Raw genomic sequence first — 20,109 nt, 5'->3', positions numbered from 1 at the left:
TGGCCGGGCACCGGCTGCGCGGGCATGGCCTGGGTCGGCAGCGCGTGCGCGCCCTCGCCGAGGTACTCCGGCTGCCCGGACGGCTGCCCCACCGGCGGCACGGCCGAGTGGGCCTGCGGCTGGCCCGGCTGCCCCTGCGACTGGCCGGGCTCGGGGCGGAACAGGTCGTCCAGGTTGAAGTCACCGGAGTTCGGGTACGAGCGGCGCTGACTCAACGCGATTCCTCACCTGTGCAGGACCGCGCGCTGACGGCGGACCACATCTCGTCGGTTCTTGGGAGCATCACAGTTCCTTGGACGTCGCGCCCACGCTACCGGTTCGCCTCACCGGGTGACCACGTGGGCGGGACATCCGTCACGCTCCCTGCACAGACGGTCCGTGGGCCGCCCCGGGCTCGGGCCGCCCCCGGCCCCGGGGCGAAGCAGGCCCAGGTGACAGGCAGGCCCTAAGCCGCCTCGGCATCCGCCCGGGCGTGGAACTCGCGGACCACCCGCTGCTCCCGGTACGGCTCCAGCCTGCGCCGGAACTCGTCCAGGTACTCCACGCCACGGTTGGAGCGCAGCCCGCTCAGCAGCCGGACCGCCTGGGCACCCGTCTCGCAGGCGCGTTCCAGGTCCCGCTGCTGGAGCTGGGCGGTGGCCAGCAGGACGAGGTCCACCGCGCGGCGCCGGACCCGGGTCGGCGGGTGCAGGTCGAGCGCCCGGCGGGCGTAGTGCTCGGCCTGGCCGGCCTGCTCCAGGTCCCGGTGGCAGTGGGCCAGCTCGTCCGCGAGGTAGGCGTCGTCGAAGTGGGCGATCCAGTCCGGGTCGTCCTCCGGGCGGCGCTTCTCCATCATCTCCAGCGCCCTGGCCGACACCGTCTCGCAGGAGCGGGCGTCGCCGAGCAGGGCGTGGCCGCGGGCCTCGGCGGCGTAGAACATCGCCATCGCCGTCGGGGTGGCCACCGAGCGGGCGCCTTCCTGGGCGGCGCGGGCGAGTTGGGCGATCTCCCGCGGGTTGCCGAGGGTGGCCGCCAGGTGGCTCATCGAGGCGGCCAGCACGTAGCCGCCGTAGCCGCGGTCGTCGGCGGCCTGGGCCAGCCGCAGCGCCTGGATGTAGTAGCGCTGGGCGAGCCCGGGCTGACCGGTGTCCACCGCCATGTAGCCGGCCAGTTCGGTCAACCGGGCCACCGCGGCGAAGAGTTGGCGCCCGGTCTCCTCCCGGTAGGCACCGCCGAGCAGGCCGGAGACCACCGAGTTGAGGTAGTGCACCACCACCGGGCGCACGTGGCCGCTGCCGAAGCGGTGGTCCAGGTCGACCAGCATCGCGGTGGTCGCCTTGATCGCGGCCACGTCGGTCGGACCGACCCGGGGGCCGCCGGCCCGCGCCACCACCGGATCCGGCGGGGTGATCAGCCAGTCCCGGCTGGGCTCCACCAGCGCGGAGGCGGCGACCGTCGCGCCGGTCAGGAAGTCCCGCCGGCCGACGTCACTGCGCCACAGCTCGCAGACCTGCTCCAGCGCGGCGCCGATGGTCGGCGCGAACTGGAGCCCGATGCCGGAGCTCAGGTTCTTGCCGTCCGCCATGCCGATCTCCTCGACCGACACGCTGCGGCCTAGCTTGCGGCCCAGGGCCTCGGCGATCACGGCCGGCGCCTGCCCGCGCGGCTGCTGCCCGCGCAGCCAGCGGGCGACGGAGGTCTTGTCGTACCGAAGGTCCAGCCCGTGCTCGGCGCCGCAGAGGTTGACCCTCCGGGCCAGGCCGGCATTGGAGCAGCTGGCCTCCTGGATCAGTTGCTGTAGACGCTCGTTGGGCTGTCGTGCGACGAGTGGTCTCGCGGCCATTGGGCTTCGCCTCCCCACACCCTCCGGTCCCGGCCGGCGGGCGACGATTCTGCTGATCTGTTGCCGACTGTCCGACCGTCCAAGGAATCTGACACCAGGTTAGCGATCAGCAACGCCAGCGGGATACCCACGGTGACGAACCGCACCCCCCTTGCGCCCTGGGAAATGCTCCTGTGCGCCCCCGCTGCGCCTGCCCTCGGCCCCTTCAATTCGGTCGACTAACCGGAACGGGTGACATTGCCGGGATGCACCCAACCGGGCGCCATCGGGCCGTAACCAGCCTCACACACGGTAGTTGAGTACCCCGTGGAAGACATCCCCGACGCCGCGGGCCGGAACGAGAAGGCCGCTCCGCCCCCCTTGCTCGCCGAAGCGATCGGCTACGCCGAGACCCGCCACTGGGAGGTGGCGCCGGGCGCCTGGCTGATCGACGACGGCGACGACGACGGCGTCCGCTGTTCCTGCGGTGACCGGCGCTGCACGATGCCGGGCGCCCACCCGCTGGACCCGGACTGGGCACGGAAGGCGAGCGCCGGTCTCGGCGCGGTGCGGCACTGGTGGACCGAGCGGCCGCAGGCGTCGATCCTGCTGCCCACCGGGCGCTCGTTCGACGTCCTGGACGTCCCGGAGACGGCCGGCTGCCTGGCGCTCGCCCGGATGGAGCGGATGGACCTCCAGCTCGGCCCGGTGGTGGTCCAGCCCGCCGCGTCCGGGCGGATCGGGCGACGGCTGCACTTCCTGGTGCTGCCCGGGGCCGCGGCCAGGCTCCCGGAGATGCTCCGCCGACTCGGCCGGCCGCCCGGTCGGCTGGACCTGGTCGCCCGCGGCGAGGGGGACTGGACGGTCGCCCCGCCGTCCCGGATCGGATCCCTGGGGTACGCCCAGTGGGCCCGCTCCCCCTCCGCGCTCAACCGCTGGCTGCCGGACGCCGCCGAACTGATCAGCCCGCTCGCGTACGCCTGCGGACGCGAGGCGCGCTCGGTCCGCGCCGCCCGGGCCGCCCGGCCGGCGCCGGTGGGCTGAGCCCGGACCGGCTCCGTCCGGCCCCCTGGATCTGCCGCCCTCCGCCGATCGGGTGAGGGCGCGCACTGCGCGACACAACGCGCGCGAGTGACGGGCCTTGTCTCCCACCGGAGACGGGGTCCGTCATACGCATGTCCGGATAAGGCTTCCGTGTACCCGCTGATCAACCGGAAAAGCCCCTCGTACGAGTGACAGCACTCAAGGATTGCCATGATCGGCCGAGGGGAGGAATTGCGATGTGTGGGGACGCCGGCAGGGGCGCTCGGACGGGGAAGCCGGGCGGCGGCGGTGGAGGGGAACGGGAGGGAGCAGGGAGGGACGGGAGGGAACGGGGAGGCGAGCGGGCCCGCTGCACGGGGAGCAGCGGGCCCGCTCGGCTGTTCGGATCCGGCGCCTCCGGTTCGGAGCCGGCGCCCGGGGTGTGGAGCCGGCGGCTCAGGCCTGGGCGACGAAGACGTGCTGGGCGATGTCCTTGCCCAGCTCCGCCGCGTTGTCGCCGGTGCCGACCAGCACACCGGCGACGCCGATGTTGACCTTGACCGTGGAGCCCGGCCGGACGCCGGCCCGGCGCAGGGTGCTCATCAGCGCGCTGTCGGTCTGGATCGGCTCGCCGATCCGACGGACCACCACGTCGGCCCCGGCGTCGCCCGGCTTGACGGTGTCCAGCGGGACGAGTCCGGCGTCGAAGCCCTCGCCCTCGGCCTTGGTGTCGCCCAGCTCGTCCAGGCCCGGGATCGGGTTGCCGTACGGGGACTGGGTGGGGTGGCCGAGCATGGCGAGCACCTTGCGCTCGACCGTCTCGCTCATCACGTGCTCCCAGCGGCAGGCCTCCTCGTGCACCTGCTCCCACTCCAGGCCGATCACGTCGACGAGCAGGCACTCGGCGATGCGGTGCTTGCGCATGACGCGCACCGCGAGCCGGCGGCCGTCCTCGGTCAGTTCGAGGTGGCGGTCCCCGGCGACCTGGAGCAGCCCGTCGCGCTCCATCCGGCCGACCGTCTGGCTGACCGTGGGCCCGCTCTGTTCCAGGCGCTCCGCGATCCGGGCGCGCATCGGGACGATGCCCTCCTCCTCCAGCTCCAGGATGGTGCGAAGGTACATCTCAGTGGTGTCGATCAGCCCAGACATCGCCGCTGGCTCCGTTCTTCGGTGTCCTCATCGCCAATTCTGACGTACCGGACCGGCAACCGGGCCCGCCCCGGGGCTCCGGAGAGCCGTTTTGTTCCTGTTGACAACGATGCCGCCGGGGCGCGACCGTGCTCGCCGAAGCTTTCTCCACCGGCGGTCTGGACCACCCGGACCACCCCACCCGGCCGGCTCCCCCACCGGCAGAGAGCGAAGGCACCAGATGAACGACCTGGTCGGCAGGTACTTCGACGCGGCGATCGCCCACCTCCAGCGGGTCCGCGAGGAGGAGGCCGACGCCATCGAGGCCGCCGCCGCGCTGCTGGCCGAGGCGATGACCGAGGGTCGCAGGGTCTTCACCTTCGGTGCCGGGCACTCCTCGCTGCCGGCCCAGGACGTGGTCTACCGGGCCGGCGGGCTGGTCCCGGTGAACCTGCTGAACGTGCCCGGGATGGCCGGGGTGACGGTGATGCCCGCGCCGCTGTCCAGCGCGCTGGAGCGGGTCTCCGGGCTGGCCACCGCCACCCTGGACCTCACTCCGGCGACCGCGGGGGACCTGCTGTTCGTGATCTCGCTCTCCGGCCGCCAGGTGATGCCGGTCGAGCTGGCCCGGTACGCCCGGGACCGCGGCCTGAAGGTGGTCGGGGTGACCTCGCTGGCGTACCCGCAGGAGGTGCCCTCGGCGCACCCGACCGGCACCTACCTGAAGGACCACTGCGACGTGGTGCTGGACAGCAAGATCGCGGTCGGCGACGGCGAGCTGACCCACCCGGGCACCGAGACCACCTTCGGGCCGGTCTCCACCATCGTGACCAGCGCGCTGATGCAGGCCGTGGTCGCCTCGGCGGTCGGCCGACTGGCCGACCGGGCGGCCGCCGGGGAGTGCCCCGCGCCGCCGCTGTTCCGCTCCGGCAACGTCCCGGGCGGCACCGAGTGGAACGCCAAGCAGATGGCCGAGAACGCCGAGCGGGTCTTCTACACCTACTGATGCACCTGCCGGCCCGCACGCACTGATCCGCACCCGCCGGTCCGCGCTCTCCGGCCCGCCCCCGGCGGTCGCCCGCGCGCACCCGCCGGCCACCGCGCGCCCCCGCCACCCCTCTCGCACGCTGGGTGCCGGATCGAGCACGGGGAGTACCGGACAACCATCGGGGCTTCCCGGCCACATCCGGCCGCCCCGGCCGTCACCAGGCGTACCGGCGAGCCGCCCGGGGCAGGAGAGCGGTGCGACCGGAGCGACTGGTGGGGGCCGAACATGGCGTCTGTTGCGGGACGGACCGGGTGGATGCGTGAGCGGGACCTGCTGCCCGGGTTCTTCTGGGCCGCCGACGCGGCCTCGCTGCACGGGCAGCGACGCTCGGTGCTGCTCTCCGCCTGGGAGCTGGTCCTGCTGGTGCTCGCCGCGGCGACCGGCTCGGCCGACGGCGAGCCCTGGGCCTGGTCGGCGGCGGTGGCCTACCTCGGCGCGGTCGCGCTGGCGGTGGTGGTCAGCCGGCAGAACCCGCAGGGCCTCTGGTACGAGGGCCGGGCGGCCGCCGAGTCGGTGAAGACGCTGGCCTGGAAGTACGCCGTCCGGGCCGACGCCTACCAGCCGCCGCCGCGCGCCCTGCCGGACGCCGAGGGCCTGTACCACTTCCAGCTCGCCCGGGTGCTCGGCGCGTTCCGGGACAGCCCGGTGGCCGTCCCGGAGGACGGGGCGGGGATCACCCCGGCGATGCGCGACCTGCGCGAGCAGCCGCTGGCGGTGCGCCGCGAGGTGTACCTGGCCGAGCGGATCCAGCTGCAGCACGACTGGTACCGCGCCAAGGCCCGCCACTGCGCCCGCGCCGGGCACTGGGCCGGGGTGCTGGGTGTGCTGCTGCCCGCGCTCGGCCTGGTGCTCGCCCTGCTGCGGGCGCTCGGCGCGTTCGGCTACGACGCGCTGGGCACGGTCTCGGCGGTGGCCGCCTCGGTCGCCGCCTGGGCGCAGCTGCGCCAGTACCGGCCGCTGGCGGCCGCGTACGCCCTGGCCGCCGAGGAGCTGGCGCAGATCCAGCGCCAACTCGCCCAGCTGGACCTGGAGTCGATGGAGGCCGAGGAGATCTGGGCCCGCCTGGCCCGGGACGCCGAGGACGCGATCTCCCGCGAGCACACCACCTGGCAGGCCCGCCGGGAGGTGCGCACCACCACCGACCGGGAGCACGCAACCGACCCGGAGCACTGAGGAGGCCGCAGGTGTCGTTACGGATGGTCAAAACGGCGGACGACCGCGCCCTCGCCGTCGAGTCCCTCGGCGACCCGCGCGGCCGTCCGGTGTTCCTGCTGCACGGCATGCCCGGCAGCCGGGTCGGCCCGCACCCGCGCAGCACGGTGCTGTACCGGCTGGGGGTACGGCTGATCTCGTACGACCGGCCCGGCTACGGCGACTCGACCCGGCTGTTCGGCCGCCGGGTGAGCGCGGCGGCCGCGGACGTGCGGACCATCGCGGACGAGTTCGGGCTGGAGAGCTTCGCGGTGCTCGGCCGCTCCGGCGGCGGCCCGCACGCGCTGGCCTGCGCGGCGCTGCTGCCGGAGCGGGTCAGCCGGGTGGCGGTGCTGGTCGGCCTCGCGCCGCGCAACGCGGCCGGCCTGGACTGGTACGCGGGGATGACCCCGTCCAACGTCCGTGCCTACCGGGAGGCCGAGCGGGGGCACGGCCGGATCGCCGACGCGATGGAGTTCCGCTCCCGGCAGATCAAGGACGACCCGGTCCGGCTGCTGAACGGGCTGCGCACCGAACTCTCCGCCGCCGACCGGGAGGTGGTGGCCGACAGCGGGCTGCGGCGGATGCTCCAGAGCAACTACCGGGAGGCGTTCCGGCACGGCGCGGACGGCTGGATCGACGACGTGCTGGCCTTCACCGCCGACTGGGGGTTCGAGGTCGGGTCGGTCCGGGTGCCGACCTGGCTCTGGCACGGCGCGGACGACCAGTTCTCGCCGGTCGACCACTCCCGCTGGCTGGCCGACCACATCCCGGACGCCGAGCTGTTCCTGGAGCCCGGCGCCGCGCACTTCGGGGCGTTCCGGGTGATGACCACCGCGCTCGCCTGGGCGGCCGGCTGGGGCGGTCCGGGGTCAGCCCTTCGCCGGCGTCAGGGGCGCTGAGCCGCCGAGCACCGCCAGCACGTTGTCCACCGCCAGGCCGCCCATCGCCTGCCGGGTGCGGACGGTGGCACTGCCCAGGTGCGGGGCCAGCACCGCGCGCTCCTGGGCGAGCAGCGCGGACGGGACGGCCGGCTCGTGCTCGAAGTTGTCCACGGCGGCGGCGAACAGCGCACCGGACTCCAGCGCGGCGGCCAGCGCCTCCTCGTCCACCACGCCCGCGGTCATGCTGACCACCACCGCGCCGCGCGGCAGCAGGGCGAGCCGGCGGGCGTCCAGCAGGTGCCGGGTCTCGGCGGTGAACGGGCAGGTGACGACCAGCACGGTGGAGGTGGCGAGCAGTTCCTCCAGCGGCTTCCAGTCGGCGCCTTCGGCCTGCTCGGCCGGCAGTTCACCGCGGTTGTGGTAGCTGACCGGCATGTCGAAGGCGCGGGCCCGGCGGGCCACCGCCCGGCCGATCCGGCCCATGCCGAGCACGCCCAGCGGGGTGCCGGCCAGCTCCAGGCCGAGCAGGAAGTTCGGCGCCCAGACCCAGGGCTCGCCGGAGCGCAGCAGCCGCTCGCCCTCGCCGAGCCGGCGGGTGGCGGCCAGCAGCAGCGCCCAGGCCATGTCGGCGGTGGCGGTGGTGAGCACGCCGGGGGTGTTGGTGACCAGGACGCCGCGTTCGGCGCAGGCGGCCACGTCCACGTTGTGGTAGCCGACGGCGTGGTTGGCGACGACGGCCAGCTGCGGGCCGGCCGCGTCGAGGAACTCGTCGTCCACCCGGTCGTCCAGGGTGGTGATCACGGCCCGCCGGCCGCGGACGGCGTCCAGCAGTTCGGCCCGGTCCATCGTCAGGTCGGAGTCGTGGTAGGTGACGGCGTGGTGCGCGGTCAGCCGTTCGATGACGCCGGGGGCGAGGCGCCTGGTGACCAGGACCGGGGGCGGGGTGCTCATGCGCCCGCCTCGCTTCGCTCGGCAGGGGCATTCGCCCACGCGCACCTCTTGACGACTCGCTCGCTGCGCTCGCTCATGGCCCTGGAGCGTACCCCGCCCCCTCCTGATCAGACCGGCTGCGGCTCCAGGTCGCGGTTGATCCGCTTCCAGCCGCGCGCGGAGACCGTGTTGGGGTGCTCCTCGCCGACCTGCCGGATCAGTTCGGAGATGGCCCGCGCCCGCAGCTCGGCGGCCTGGGTGTGCCGCCCGCCCGACCGCAGGGTGATCGCCAGGTTGGCCTCGCAGGCCACCGCGTCCGGGTGCTGGGCGCTGTAGCGGTCGCACAGCCCCTGGTACGCGGCCCGACCGAGCCGTTCGGCGCGGTCGATCTGCCCGTCGTCGCCGTAGGCGTTGGCCAGGTTGATCATCGCATTGAGGGTGTACGGGTGCTCCGGCCCGACCGAGCGGGTCAGCCCCTCGACGGTGAGCCGGCCGCGCTCGATGGCACCCTGGACGTCGCCGCTGCCCCGCAGGTAGATGCCGAGGTTGTTGGCGCAGGCCAGGGTGAACGGGTGCTCGTCGCCGAACAGCCGCCGGTGGCCCTCGAAGACGGTGGAGCAGAGGTCGCGGGCGGCCTCCTTGTCGCCGGAGGCGCTGTGGTCGGCGGCCAGGTTGAGCGCGCAGGCGAGCGCGTCGGGGGCGTCGGCGCCGTAGCGCTCCAGGTAGCGCTCGTAGGTCTCCTTGGTGATCCGGCGGGCCTCGGCGAGCTGGCCGATCCGGCGCAGTGAGACGGCCAGCGACTTGGCGTTGCGCAGGTTCTCCGGGAGGTCCGGGTCGAGCACGTCGCCGAGGTCGGAGGTGACCTCCTGGAGCAGGTCCACCGAGCCGCGGTAGTCGCCGAGTTCGCGCAGGTCGCGGGCCAGGTTGGACTTGGTGGACAGGGTGTAGGGGTGCTTGGGGCCGAGGACGGCGGTGCGCCGGTCGAGGGTCTCCTGGTCGAGTTCGCGGGCCGCCTCGCTGTCGCCGACCAGCCGGTAGTCGATCGCCAGGTTGTTCGCCATGGAGAGCGTGCGCGGGTTGTCGTCGCCGAACAACTCGCGGAACTGGTCGAGGATTTCGCGGTCGAGGTCGAGGGCGGCCTGGAACCGGCCGAGCGCCCGGCGGTCGGCGCCCAGCGAGCCGGCCGTCATCAGGGTGTACGGGTGGTGCTCGCCGAGCAGGGCCCGCTGGCGTTCCAGGGTGTCCTCGTCCAGGGCCAGCGCCTCGGCGTAGTTGCCCTGGGAGCGCAGCACGTTGGCGAGCTGGAAGCGCAGCAGCAGGGTCTGCCGGTCGTCCTCGCCGAGCTTGCCGGTCCACTCCGCGTCCAGGGCGTGGCCGAGGTCGCGGGCGCGGTCGAGTTCGCCGCGCTTCCACAGGTAGCGGACCCGGTCGATGAGCAGCTGGCGGGTGTCCGCCTCGTCGCAGTTGTGCGCCTTGGACGGCGACAGGTGCGGCCAGATCTCGTCGAAGGCGGGCCAGTTGGCCGGGTCGTCGGTGTCGCCGAGGACGGGCCGGGCGCCGGTGAGGATGCGGTGCACCTCGTGGACGGCGATCTCCTGCTCGTCGGCGGTCATCCCGGCCCGGATCACCGCCTGGACGAGCCGGTGCACCTGGAAGCTGTTGCTGCCGGCGTCGACCTTGGCCAGCGCGTACCGGCCGATCGCCTGGATCACCTTGCCCAACATGAACTTGTCGCTGAGGTCGGCGTCGAACTTCACCAGCGCCCGGATCATCTGGTCGCTGTAGAAGAGGTTCATCGAGATCGGCTCGGGCGCGAAGAACGCGCAGAGCTGGAGCAGCCGGACGGCCGCCGGGGACTGCTGGCGCAGCCGTCCGATCGACACGTTCCAGGTCGCGGCGACCGGGGTCGGGTAGTCGGCCGGGCGGCCGACGGCCAGTGCGCGGGCGGCCTCGGCGTGCAGCTGGGAGACGTAGGTGTCCACCGGGGTGCCGGTGGTGTCCAGCCAGGCGGCGGCCACCTCGACGGCCAGCGGCAGGTCGCCGACCGCCTCGGCGACCCGGTCGGCGTCCGGGCGGGAGAGGCTGCGGGCGCGCCGGCACAGGTGCTCGACGCTCTCGCCGCGGGTGAAGACGTCGACCTCCAGCGCCTCGGCGTGCCCGGTCCAGGCCTGGTTGCGGGAGGTGACCAGGATGTGGCCGGAGCCGCCGGGGAAGAACCGGCGAATCTCGGCGGGCTCGTCGGCGTTGTCGAAGATCAGCAGCCAGCGCGAGGTGGGCACGCCGCGCCGCAGCGCCTCCCGGGCCGCCTCGGCGGCCTCGGTGACCGAGTCGCCGACCCGCAGCCCCAGCCGGCGGGCGAGTTCGGCGAGCGCCGGGGCGACCAGCTCGGTCTGCTCGGCGTCGATCCACCAGACCAGGTCGTAGTCGGACATGAAGCGGTGGGCGTACTCCAGCGCCACCTGGGTCTTGCCGACGCCGCCGAGCCCGTACAGGGTCTGCGGGGTGGGCAGCACGGCCGCCATGCCGCCGCGCAGCTGGTTGCGCAGCTGTTCCAGGACGGGGGCGCGCCCGGTGAAGGAGGGGTTGCGCGGCGGGACGTCCCACACCGAGGGCTTGCTGCCGGGGAAGCGCGGGCCGCCGTTGGGCGCGTCGTCGAGCGGCACCTCGCCGCGGCCGAGCGCGCGCAGCAGGCTCAGGATCGACTGGTTCTCGTCCCGGCCGACCAGGTCGACCGGGTTGCGGTTGCTGAACGGCGCGGTCAGCCGGACGTCGCCGACGCGGACCGGCAGCAGCTGGCGCCGGGTGCCGGACGGGTCGGAGCTGACCACCGACTCCCACAGCGCCCGCGCCTGCGGGGAACGCTGGTAGGCGGGCGAGAGCACGGCGACCGTGCGGAACGCGGAGTCGATGCCGCGCTCGGTCTCCTCGCGCGGGTCGGTGCCGGCGCTGAGGTCGCGGGGCAGCACCCGGAAGCCGGCCCGGGTGAGGACGGACTCGATCCAGTCCGCCCACATCCGGTCCTCGGGGACGTAGGAGAGGTAGAGGTCGGCGGGCACGGACGGGCGGCGGCGGGTGAAGGCGTCCACGTAGCGCAGCCGGACGGTCTCGTCCATCGGCGGCAGGCCGGGCGCCCGGCCGTCGGTGAGCATGGAGGTCAGCCGCTCGCAGGCGGCCAGCATCGAGGTCGGGGTGCCGGTCTGGTCGCCGAAGGTCGCGAGGATCTCCTCGTACGCGTAGAACGGCCGGTACGGGATCTCCACCGAGCCCCAGTACTGGGCGAGTTCCTCGCCGTTGAGGCCCGCGGGCAGACCGTCGAAGCGGACCCGGGCGAGGGCGCGGCCGGCGTCCGCCTTCTCCTTCTCGCCCTCGTCGATGCGCATCGGGACGGGCAGGATGCGGATGCCGCGCTCGCGGTAGCGGTCGTGGATGTGCTGGGCGATCCGGGAGGCGCCGTCGATCGACTGGTCGCTCAGGGTGAAGCAGACGACCAGGTCGTCGGGCATCTGGACGGTGCAGATCTCGGCGATGTCGGACAGGCCGGTGCGGGAGTCGATCAGCACGTAGTCGTAGCGCTTGGCCATGTCCGCCTTGAGGGCGTCGAAGAACTGCCCGCCGTCGAAGCGGTCGTAGAAGATGTCCCAGTCGAGGTGGGTGACGGCCTCGGAGTAGTCCCGGTTGAACTGGCCCGCGGAGAGGAAGTCCAGGCTGCCGGTGGACGGGAAGTGCGGCCAGGTGAGCGAGAGCGCGTGCGGGTGCACCCGGGCGAAGTCCAGGTGCCAGCCCTCGGCGTGCTCGACCGGGCGCAGCGCCTCCTCGCGGTACTCGGCGATCAGGTCCATCATGCCGGTGGTGCCGGCCAGCGAGGCCGGGTCGAGGAACGGGTGGAAGAACTTGGCGAGGCCGGGCGCCTCCAGGTCCCAGTCCACGGTGAGCACGCGGAAACCGTTGGCGGCCAGGATCCAGGCGGTGTTGGCCAGCGCCATGGTGCGGCCGGTGCCGCCCTTGTACGAGTAGAAGGTGATGATCCGGCCGTTGCGGTCCTGATCCGCCACCTGCCGCTCGGCCTCCCGCTGGGCGACCGGATCGACGGGGGTGGGCCCGCCGAGGCGAAGGTTCCTGGTGCGGTTGTCAGTCATCGCGGTCCTCGTCCTCCCAAGGGCGCCATCCCGTCATCGGGTTCATCGCCGTCGTCGCGGTACGGGTCGTGCGCGCGGTGCGGGTCGTTGCCGGTGTTCCGACTTCGGCGGTGGGTGCGGCCGTTGCCGTTGGTGTTGCCGGTGTTGCCGTTGTCCTGGTCGGGGTCGGGGTCGTCGAAGGGGTCCGCCTGGGCTCCGTCCGATCCGTACCCGCCTCCCCCGCGCCGGAACGCTTCCCGCAGGCTCGGCCGGGGCGGCGGCGGTTCCTCCGGTTCGGCCCGGGTGCGGCCCTCGAACGCGTACTTGGCCTTCATCGCCGCCCGGGGCAGCGCGTCGTCGAAGTCCTCCAGCGTGTGCAGCCCGGTCGGGCCCGTCGCGCCGAGGAAGCTCGGCCGGCTCGCCCGCCGGGTGATGCGCAGCGTCTCGTCGCTCAGGTCGCCCAGCTCGTCCGCACGATCGGCGCACTCCGGGTCGTCGCCGTTGAACGGCTCCAGGATGCTCACCCAGGCGGCCTCCGAGCGGTCGAAGCGCCGGACCAGCTCGCGCCGGCGCGGGTCGCGCAGCGCCCAGCGGTCGAGCAGCAGCAGGCCGGGTGCCTCGGCGTTGCCCCCGATGATCGACTCGACCTCGTCGTCGAACTCGTGCACGGTCGGCTGGAACCCCAACTGTCGTGCCAGCCGCGCCGCGTGCTGGGCGATCGGCGAGCCGACCGGCTGGTACGGGTGCCAGTCGGTGCGCCGCTCGCCGTAGTAGTCGGGGCTGCGGTCGGCGGGCAACTCGTTCTGGTGGTAGGCGAGTACGGAGATCCGCAGCTGCTTGGTCGGGGCGGTGACGTTGAACGCGCTCGGGAGGCCGTTGAACTCCAGCCGCCGCCCCACCGGGATCACCGTCTCCTCCGCGACCTGGACGATCCGGGCGGCCAGCCGGTGCACGGCCAGCTCGTAGGCGGAGCGGAAGTAGCTGAGCTTCATCAGCGCGTACAGGCCCTCGGTGGCGTATTCGGGCCCGAAACTCGTGTGGTTGAACTGGAGTTCACTGGCCACGTTCGGCAGCCGGTAGCGGCTCATCGGTGCCCACAGCACCGGCACGATGCCGCTGGTGCGCTCGGAGTCGAGGTTCGCCGGGTAGACCGGCCGGCGGGTGAAGGCGTGCCATTCCTGGCCGCACGGAACGCTGTTGAAGTACCTCGGGGAGTAGAGGGGTACGAAAACCCGGCACGTCGCCAACTCGTCGGACAGCCGTTCGGCCCACAACTCGCCCTGGTGCATGGACTCGTCCATGAAGCCGACCGCGACCCCGTCCGGGACGGTGGTGAGCTGGAGCACCGCCTCGCAGAGATCCCGGTACAACTGCCTGACCCAGTGGTTCGGATCGCTCGCGCCCCGCGCACCGGCCTTGGGAGTGTGCGCGTAGGAGAGGAAGAAGTACGGCCGGGCGTCGTCCTCGTCCCAGCCCCGGTCAGTCACACGCGCCTCCCCCGGGCCCGTCGGCAACCTGCCTCCCGCAGCCCCCGTGCGGCGGGGCTTCAGTGTAGGAACGACTGACACCCCAATGGAATAGCACAACGTCTCGCACGAATTGACATGACCGAAACGATGCCGCTGTCCGTGCACTGGGAGCAGTACCCTCGTTCCGGCCGCCGCGCACCACCGGGAGGACATCCGTGGACCACCTCGACTGGCAGAGGTCCAGCACCAGCAGCGACAGGGACGACTGGATCGAGATCGCCTCCGAGGGCGACCACGTCTACATTCGGCAGTCCGACGACCCCACCCTCGTCGTCACCACCACCCGCACCAAGTTCAACGCCTGGGTCCTCGGCGCCAAGGCCGGCGAGTTCGACCACTTCGTCGCCTGAGGGTCATCCCGGGTAGCGGGCCGCCAGGGTCCGCACCGTCGCGGCGATGCGGTCACGGAGTTCGGCCGGTTCCAGCACCTCGACGTCGGCGCCGAGCCGCAGGAACTCCCCGTGGGCGTGGTCGATCGACTCGATGGGCACCCGGGCCTCCGTGCGGCCGTCGCCCCCGGGTGCCACCCCGAGGCGCCGGGCGCCCTCCGGGGTGAGCCGGACCAGGGCCTCCCCGGTGTGCAGCCGGGCCCGGAAGTCGGCGAGGTAGCCCGTCCAGTACGTGCCCAGGTCGAACCCGGCCGGCACCGCGAACTCCTCTGCCAGTTCGCGCAGTCCGACGATCTGATCGACCCGGTACGTGCGCACACCGGAGGGACCGGTGGCGACCAGGTACCAACGCCCGGCCTTGAGCACCAGCCCGTACGGTTCCACCCGCCGTTCGATCTCCTCCGGCGCCCGCCAACGCCGGTACTGCAGGACCACCGCCCGCCGCTCCCACACCGCGGCGGCGACCGCGGCCAGGTGCGGCGTACGGTCCGCCTCCCCGTACCAACCGGGGGCATCGAGCAGGAACCGCTCCTGGATCCGCCCCGCGTGCTCGCGCAACTCGGCCGGCAGGGCAGCCCGCAACTTCAGCTGGGCGGTGGCGAGCGCCTCGCCGAGGCCCAGTTCGGCCGCCGCACCCGGAAGCGCGGCGAGGAACGCGGCCTGCGCCTCGTCCACCGTCAGCCCGGTGAGCCTGGTCCGGTAGCCGCCGACCAGCCGGTAGCCACCGGCGTGCCCGGCATCCCCGTACAGCGGGACACCGGCGGCGGCCAGCGCCTCGACGTCCCGGTAGACCGTACGGACGGAGACCTCCAGCTCCTCGGCCAGCTGCCGGGCGGTCATCCGCCCCCGGTTCTGGAGCAGCAGGACCAGGGCCACCAGCCGGCTCGCGCGCATGCCGCCAGTATCCCGGTCTCCACTGACAGAGGATGTCAGTGGACCGCCCCTAGCCTCCCCGCATGAACGACTTCGACTTCCTGCACGGCTCCTGGGACGTGGCCAACCGCCGCCTCACCGCGCCGCTCACCGGCAGCGACACCTGGGAGGAGTTCCCCGGCCACTGCGCGATCCGGCCGCTGTTCGGGGGCGCCGGCAACATCGACGAGATCGTCTTCCCCACCCTCGACCGCCGGGGCGTCACCCTGCGGTTGTTCGACCGCGAGAAGCAGCAGTGGTCGATCTTCTGGTCCGACAGCCGCACCGGCCGGCTGGACCCGCCGGTGACCGGCGGCTTCACCGGCGACCGGGGCGACTTCCACGGCGAGGACGCCTACGGCGGCCGCCCGATCCGGGTGCACTTCACCTGGTACCGCCTCGGCCCGGACACCGCCCGCTGGGAGCAGGAGTTCTCCGCCGACGAGGGCCGCAGCTGGGAGCTCAACTGGACCATGGACCTCACCCGCACCGGCGCGGCCTTCGACGGGCTCGGCGCGTGAACCTCATCGTCGAACTGCGCCAGTACACCCTGCACCCCGGCGCCCGCGAGACCCTGATCGAGCTGTTCGAGCGCGAGTTCGTGACCGGGCAGGAGGCCGTCGGCATGACCCTCGGCGGGCGCTTCCGCGACCTGGACGACCCGGACCGCTTCGTCTGGCTGCGCGCCTTCCCCTCGATGCCCGAGCGCCGCCGCGCGCTGGAGGCCTTCTACGGCGGCCCGGTCTGGCGGGAGCACCGCGACGCGGCCAACGCCACCATGGTCGACAGCGACGACGTCCTGCTGCTGCGCGGCCCGGGCTTCGCCCCGGAAACGGGCGCCCGCGAGGTGCTCGCCACCGTCTGCCACCCCACCGACGGCGACGCCTTCGCCTCCTTCGCCACCGAACACCTGGGCCCGGAGCACGCGCTGCACCGCACCGAGCACGCCGAGAACGACTTCCCCCAACTGCCCGTCCGCACCGGCGAGGACGTCCGCGTGTGGTTCGGTCCGGCCGAGCCGCCGCCCTGGCCGTTCCGGCAACTCCGCCTGGAGCCCGTGACGCCGTAGCCGGCCGTGCGCAGGAAGTCGGCCCGTCCGACTTCCCGTGCAGCGCAGCTCCGAAGGTCAAGGCCCGACGAGCTCCGCCAGCTCGTCGGCCGACTCCGGGGTCAGCCGGTAGAAGCCCTGGAGGCTGACTGCGCGTTCGAGGCGGCCATCCACCACGTACTTCAGGCCGCGGGTCTGGTTCCGGCGGTTGCGCCAGGTGAGCTGCCCCAGCAGCTCACCCGGTATCGGCTGGTCGAAGCGCACGGGCGTCGAGTCCACGTGCACCGCCGAGGCGCCGCAGCCGCCGGCGCCGAGCGCCACCCAGTCCTCGTGCCCGGGGAACGCCCGGTCCCGCCACGTCGCCGGAGCCTCGCCGCAGCAGTCGCCCCGCTCCAGGTCGACCACCCGCATCCGGCTCACCACGAACACCTCGCCCCGGTTGACGTGCACCGCATACACCTCGTCCCCGGCGCGGGCGCCCGACCAGGCGGGCAGCGAGGAGTGCGCCCCGCTGAAGGCGACCGGCGGACGCCCGCCCACGCGGCCCTCCTTGCGGAGGGCACGGCAGGTCTCCTGGGTCCACAGAACGGTGAAGGCATCGGGCATGCCGCGATCCTAGGAGCGGGAACGGACATCGCGCCGTTGCCGCCGCTGCACTTCCCGTCGCAACTCCGGCCCCGGCCGCGGAGGTGCGGTGTTCGGCCGGGCAGATCCGTGTCCGGTGGTTTGCCGCACATCACCATTCAGATCCTCCCGTTCGACTGCACGGTCTTCGCCGAAACCGACACTCCGTTCATGCTGCTTCACGGCCGGCACTCCAGGCTGGACACCGTCCTGATGGAACAACCCCAGGGCTCGCCATTCCTCGGAGAGCCTGACGCAGTAGCCTCTTTCAGGCGGCAGTTCGAACGACTCAGGGGCTTGGCACTCCCGCCCCTGTCGGCAAGTGCGTCCGAGCCCTCGCCCACATCTCGCGACTCATGGGGCCTGCTCCAGCACATTCGGTACGCAGTACAACGAAGGTAAGCATGGGACAGCTCAACTGGCAGAAGTCGAGCTTCAGCGGCACCAACACCAACTGCCTTGAGATCGCCTCCGACGGTGAGCTGGTCTACATCCGCGAGTCCGACGACCCCACCCACATCGTCACCACCACCCGCACCAAGCTCGCCGCCTGGCTCCGCGGCGCCAAGGCCGGCGAGTTCGACCACTTCACCACCAGCTCCTGAAGCGAACCGTCCGCGGCCTCCTGCTTCCTGCAAGGGGCCGCGGACGGTTCGCACACCCATCCCGCTGACCCGGTCAGTTGAGGGTGGGAGTCCTCAGTGCTTCGGCGCGCGCTTTCGGACGAGCAGGAGCGCCACGTAGCCGATCAGCATGGGCAGAAGACCCCAGAACACCCGCAGCCCGACCAGGAACACCCCGAGCATCGCGAAGGCTGCGGCAGCCGATTGTCGGCGGATCTCCAACGCCGTGCGTCGGCTGGCAGCCGGTCGAACCAGCTGGCGCCCGGTGAACACCTGCACGAGGTTGATCAATCCCACAAGACCCGCGAATACAGCAATGGCTATCAACACCCGGAGAAGCGTAGTCAACAGAGCATCGCCCCCGCGCCCCGGTCCTTGCCGGGGCGCGGGGGCGGGATCAGCTCACAAGTCCCGCGAGGCCCAACACGCGATACCAGTGACTCGTCGTCGCACCGTCCTCATCGAGCCCCGCCAGATCCCGGAAGCGCTCCCCCACGATCCACTCGAAGAAGAACTCCTCGACACTGCCCGTAATGGGCTCGACCCGACACCCGGTGAACCAGAGGTACCCCTCGTCCGGCACCCGCCACACGCTGCCGTCGCGATCCACCAGCAGCGGATTCAACCGTGCCTCCCCGAAGTAGAAGAACCGCGAGGCGTCCTCCAGCACCCCACCGTCCGGCAGCTCCGCCCTCTCCAGCCCCTCCGCCCACTGCCGGTCGGCCAACTCGTCGGCGCTGTAGAGCCGACACGAGTGATCCAGGTAGAGCCCGTCACTGGCGGCCACCAGCTCTCTGACCCCCTCCGGTGTCCCCTCCGGAACCGAGCTGCCGTCCCCACCCAGCGGCACGTCACAGTCCAGGAGCCTCAGCTCATCCCGGTGCGCCGCCAGCGTGGACCGTAGAAGCCCCATCACCTCGACGAAGTCAGCCATCTCCCCACCCACCCCACCCTCGAACATCACCCCCCAAGTCTCGCGTAGGAAGTCGGCCGGGCCGACTTCTCGCGCACACGATGCGGCCTGGAATGACGTCGCCGCTTCGGCGGAGAGCCGAAGCGGCGACGGGCGACCGGGCGGGACGAGGGGTGGGAGGCGGGTTTCAGGGGCGGCTGCGGCGGAGGATGGACTCGGCGAGGTCGACGGCCTCCCGGACCGGGACGAGGCGGCAGTCGGCGGTACCGATGCGGGCGGTGGTGATGCCGTGGGCGGTGCTCAGGACCTCGGCGCCGAGGGGTCCGAAGTGGACGTCGTCCAGCTCTGGGGCCCGGAAGGTGGTCCAGCCCTCGGGGCCGACGCAGCGGTACTCGCGTACGGGGACGTCGGGCATGCGGAGGTCGGCCAGGTGGAAGGCGGTCAGGCGGTCCATCGGGACGCCGATCGTCAGCACCCGGGCGTCCAGCTCGTAGAGCCGTCCGAGCGGTGACTCCGGGCCGAGGTGGGAGGTCAGCGGGTGGCGCTCGGTGACCTCCCGGGCGAACCGGCCCACAGCCGCCCAGGAGGTCTGCGGGTGCCGGCTCCGCAGTGCGCCCGGGTGGGTGCGGATCGCCTCCGACAGCGCCCCCATGGAGGGCGACGCCGGGGTGGTCGCCGGATCGAAGCGGGGCATCCGGGCCTGGTAGTCGGCCACCTCCGCCCGGGAGAGCCCGGCGATGGCGGTCTGGTGGATGCGGGAGGTGGCGGAGTTCTCGGGCGTGGCGGTGTAGGCGACCAAGGTGCCGTCGGGGCCCAGGACGTCGAGCAGGGCCTCGACCACACCGGCCGCCCCGCCCGGCACCGGTCCGAGGGCGCGCAGGGACGCCTGGACGTGCAGCACCGTGCCCGGGCGGACCCCGAGGTCGACGAGGTCGCGGACGAGGGGGTGAACGGGGGAGGCGACGGCGACGCTGCCGCCGAGGGGTTCGGTGCGGATGGCGTTTCCCCGGGGTTGAGGGCCCCGGGCGAGGGCGGACCCGGGGCGGCGCGAGTGGGAGGTCAGACCCCGGCCCGTTCCCGCCGTGCCCGGTCGGCCGCCTGCTCGGCGGCGGCGGGCAGCGGCAGGGCGAGCCAGGGTGCGACGGTGGCACGCATGCCGTCGGCGAAGCGCAGGCCGGTCCCGGTCAGGGCCCCGGACGACGCCAGCCGCTCCACGGCCTCGGCGGTGTACCGCCGCCAGAGCGCGAACTGTTCGCGCGCCCGGTCGGCGGCCGTGCCCGGCAGTCCGTCGTACGCGAGGGTGCGGGTGCCCCAGTACTCGGTGACGGCCAGGTGGGCGTACGTGCCCTGGAGCAGCCCTTCGAGCGGCCGGGGGTCGGGCCGCCAGGGGGCGAAGTACAGCGCGGAGTCGGCACGGTCGTACAGGTCGGTCAGGTCCAGCACGGCGCCGAGCTTGACGTGCTGGAACTCGTGCGCGAGCAGCAGGGCGAGGGTCGGCGCGGTGGCCGGCCGGGCGATGCCGACGGCGCCGTAGGCCTGCCGGGCCGCCGAGCTGACGTCCCGGCCGGTCGGGCCCGGCCGCAACGGGGTGACCGTCGCCAGGCCGGCCCGGATGCCCTCCGCGTACCCGGGCAGGTCCCGCCCGAGCAGCTCCCAGGCCTCGCGCAACGCGCCGGTCCAGTCGAGCAGTTCGCCCTCGGCCAGGCGGCCCGCGACGGGGTGGTCGTGGCAGTCGCGCAGCGGGTCGGTGTCCTCCAGGGCGACCGTCCAGCCGTCGGCGAGCCGGACCCGCCGCAGCGGTTCGTCCAACGCGGTGTGCACCGAGCCGTCGGACGCCCGCACCTCGAAGCCGTCGGCCCGTCCGGTGACCACGGCCTCGCCGTCGGGTACGGCGATCCGCCCGAGCGTCGGCAGGTGCAGCCACCCGCCCCGCACGGGCACCGCCACCGCG

At 73.1% G+C, this 20,109-nt stretch carries 20 protein-coding genes and 1 pseudogene; 9 read left to right on the top strand and 12 right to left on the bottom strand.

What is annotated here, in order from left to right:
* Both KS423_RS15485 and KS423_RS15480 read right to left on the bottom strand, forming a co-directional pair.
* Nucleotides 1-215: pseudogene (locus KS423_RS15485) on the bottom strand (hypothetical protein); the annotation flags it as partial.
* A gap of 230 nt (nucleotides 216-445) precedes the next feature.
* Nucleotides 446-1,822, bottom strand: coding sequence for a transcriptional regulator (locus KS423_RS15480; protein ID WP_224279568.1), 1,377 nt, complete (start codon nucleotides 1,820-1,822; stop codon nucleotides 446-448).
* Nucleotides 1,823-2,128: 306 nt separating this feature from the next.
* Here KS423_RS15480 and KS423_RS15475 point away from each other — a divergent pair, with 306 nt between their 5' ends.
* Nucleotides 2,129-2,845 carry a bifunctional DNA primase/polymerase gene (locus KS423_RS15475; RefSeq protein WP_224279566.1) on the top strand — a complete coding sequence of 239 codons (717 nt, stop codon included), beginning with the start codon at nucleotides 2,129-2,131 and terminating at the stop codon, nucleotides 2,843-2,845.
* A gap of 435 nt (nucleotides 2,846-3,280) precedes the next feature.
* On the opposite strand, the gene KS423_RS15470 is transcribed toward KS423_RS15475, so the two are convergent.
* Nucleotides 3,281-3,973: a metal-dependent transcriptional regulator gene (locus KS423_RS15470; protein WP_224279564.1), complete on the bottom strand. Its 693-nt coding sequence runs from the start codon at nucleotides 3,971-3,973 to the stop codon at nucleotides 3,281-3,283.
* 220 nt (nucleotides 3,974-4,193) lie between these two features.
* Between KS423_RS15470 and KS423_RS15465 the strand changes: the two genes are divergently transcribed.
* The 3 genes from KS423_RS15465 to KS423_RS15455 all read left to right on the top strand — a co-directional run bounded on the left by KS423_RS15465 (nucleotide 4,194) and on the right by KS423_RS15455 (nucleotide 7,093).
* On the top strand, nucleotides 4,194-4,958 hold the full coding sequence (locus KS423_RS15465; RefSeq protein ID WP_224279562.1) for a sugar isomerase domain-containing protein: 765 nt from the start codon (nucleotides 4,194-4,196) through the stop codon (nucleotides 4,956-4,958).
* A 297-nt stretch (nucleotides 4,959-5,255) separates the two neighbouring features.
* The gene (locus KS423_RS15460; RefSeq protein ID WP_224279560.1) at nucleotides 5,256-6,173 is read left to right on the top strand and encodes a DUF4231 domain-containing protein; all 918 of its coding nucleotides are present in this window, start codon (nucleotides 5,256-5,258) and stop codon (nucleotides 6,171-6,173) included.
* Between the two features lie 23 nt (nucleotides 6,174-6,196).
* On the top strand, nucleotides 6,197-7,093 hold the full coding sequence (locus KS423_RS15455; RefSeq protein ID WP_224279558.1) for an alpha/beta fold hydrolase: 897 nt from the start codon (nucleotides 6,197-6,199) through the stop codon (nucleotides 7,091-7,093).
* Here KS423_RS15455 and KS423_RS15450 read toward each other — a convergent pair.
* The 3 genes from KS423_RS15450 to KS423_RS15440 all read right to left on the bottom strand — a co-directional run bounded on the left by KS423_RS15450 (nucleotide 7,064) and on the right by KS423_RS15440 (nucleotide 13,607).
* Complete coding sequence (locus tag KS423_RS15450; protein WP_224279556.1) at nucleotides 7,064-8,026, bottom strand: D-glycerate dehydrogenase; 963 nt, start codon at nucleotides 8,024-8,026, stop codon at nucleotides 7,064-7,066. The two genes, KS423_RS15455 and KS423_RS15450, sit on opposite strands and share 30 nt — an antisense overlap.
* Nucleotides 8,027-8,133: 107 nt before the next feature.
* Entirely contained in the window at nucleotides 8,134-12,141 is a 4,008-nt protein-coding gene (gene fxsT / locus KS423_RS15445) for an FxSxx-COOH system tetratricopeptide repeat protein (RefSeq protein WP_224279554.1), read from the bottom strand.
* Nucleotides 12,138-13,607 carry a TIR-like protein FxsC gene (locus KS423_RS15440; protein ID WP_224279552.1) on the bottom strand — a complete coding sequence of 490 codons (1,470 nt, stop codon included), beginning with the start codon at nucleotides 13,605-13,607 and terminating at the stop codon, nucleotides 12,138-12,140. Before KS423_RS15440 ends, fxsT begins: the two co-directional genes overlap by 4 nt.
* A 197-nt stretch (nucleotides 13,608-13,804) precedes the next feature.
* Here KS423_RS15440 and KS423_RS15435 point away from each other — a divergent pair, with 197 nt between their 5' ends.
* Nucleotides 13,805-13,999, top strand: a complete 195-nt coding sequence (locus tag KS423_RS15435) for a DUF397 domain-containing protein (RefSeq protein WP_224279550.1) — start codon at nucleotides 13,805-13,807, stop codon at nucleotides 13,997-13,999.
* Nucleotides 14,000-14,002: 3 nt separating this feature from the next.
* Here the strand turns inward: KS423_RS15435 and KS423_RS15430 are convergent, their stop codons facing one another.
* On the bottom strand, nucleotides 14,003-14,932 hold the full coding sequence (locus KS423_RS15430) for a YafY family protein (protein ID WP_224279548.1): 930 nt from the start codon (nucleotides 14,930-14,932) through the stop codon (nucleotides 14,003-14,005).
* A gap of 62 nt (nucleotides 14,933-14,994) precedes the next feature.
* Here KS423_RS15430 and KS423_RS15425 point away from each other — a divergent pair, with 62 nt between their 5' ends.
* A complete protein-coding gene (locus KS423_RS15425; protein ID WP_224279545.1) occupies nucleotides 14,995-15,471 on the top strand; it encodes a hypothetical protein in 477 nt (158 codons plus the stop codon).
* Nucleotides 15,468-16,019: an NIPSNAP family protein gene (locus tag KS423_RS15420; protein WP_224279544.1), complete on the top strand. Its 552-nt coding sequence runs from the start codon at nucleotides 15,468-15,470 to the stop codon at nucleotides 16,017-16,019. Before KS423_RS15425 ends, KS423_RS15420 begins: the two co-directional genes overlap by 4 nt.
* Nucleotides 16,020-16,076: 57 nt before the next feature.
* Here KS423_RS15420 and KS423_RS15415 read toward each other — a convergent pair whose 3' ends face one another.
* Entirely contained in the window at nucleotides 16,077-16,604 is a 528-nt protein-coding gene (locus KS423_RS15415; RefSeq protein ID WP_224279542.1) for a hypothetical protein, read from the bottom strand.
* On the opposite strand from KS423_RS15415, the gene KS423_RS48485 reads away from it, so the two are divergent.
* Nucleotides 16,500-17,024, top strand: a complete 525-nt coding sequence (locus KS423_RS48485; RefSeq protein WP_374119958.1) for a Scr1 family TA system antitoxin-like transcriptional regulator — start codon at nucleotides 16,500-16,502, stop codon at nucleotides 17,022-17,024. The two genes, KS423_RS15415 and KS423_RS48485, sit on opposite strands and share 105 nt — an antisense overlap.
* A 2-nt stretch (nucleotides 17,025-17,026) precedes the next feature.
* Nucleotides 17,027-17,227 (top strand): DUF397 domain-containing protein, encoded by a 201-nt coding sequence (locus tag KS423_RS15405; RefSeq protein ID WP_224279538.1) that lies wholly within the window; start codon nucleotides 17,027-17,029, stop codon nucleotides 17,225-17,227.
* 93 nt (nucleotides 17,228-17,320) lie between these two features.
* Here the strand turns inward: KS423_RS15405 and KS423_RS15400 are convergent, their stop codons facing one another.
* The 4 genes from KS423_RS15400 to KS423_RS15385 all read right to left on the bottom strand — a co-directional run.
* On the bottom strand, nucleotides 17,321-17,575 hold the full coding sequence (locus KS423_RS15400; protein WP_224279536.1) for a hypothetical protein: 255 nt from the start codon (nucleotides 17,573-17,575) through the stop codon (nucleotides 17,321-17,323).
* A 67-nt stretch (nucleotides 17,576-17,642) separates the two neighbouring features.
* Nucleotides 17,643-18,179 carry a hypothetical protein gene (locus KS423_RS15395; protein WP_224279534.1) on the bottom strand — a complete coding sequence of 179 codons (537 nt, stop codon included), beginning with the start codon at nucleotides 18,177-18,179 and terminating at the stop codon, nucleotides 17,643-17,645.
* Between the two features lie 166 nt (nucleotides 18,180-18,345).
* On the bottom strand, nucleotides 18,346-19,059 hold the full coding sequence (locus KS423_RS15390) for an aminoglycoside N(3)-acetyltransferase (protein WP_224279532.1): 714 nt from the start codon (nucleotides 19,057-19,059) through the stop codon (nucleotides 18,346-18,348).
* A gap of 158 nt (nucleotides 19,060-19,217) precedes the next feature.
* A partial coding sequence (locus tag KS423_RS15385) for an HEXXH motif-containing putative peptide modification protein (RefSeq protein WP_263454875.1) occupies nucleotides 19,218-20,109 on the bottom strand: 892 nt, incomplete at its 5' end.

It is taken from the genome of Streptomyces sp. LS1784 (genome assembly GCF_020103755.1).
In the GTDB taxonomy this organism is placed as follows: Bacteria; Actinomycetota; Actinomycetes; order Streptomycetales; family Streptomycetaceae; genus Kitasatospora.
This window is presented reverse-complemented; position numbering and strand designations above follow the sequence as displayed.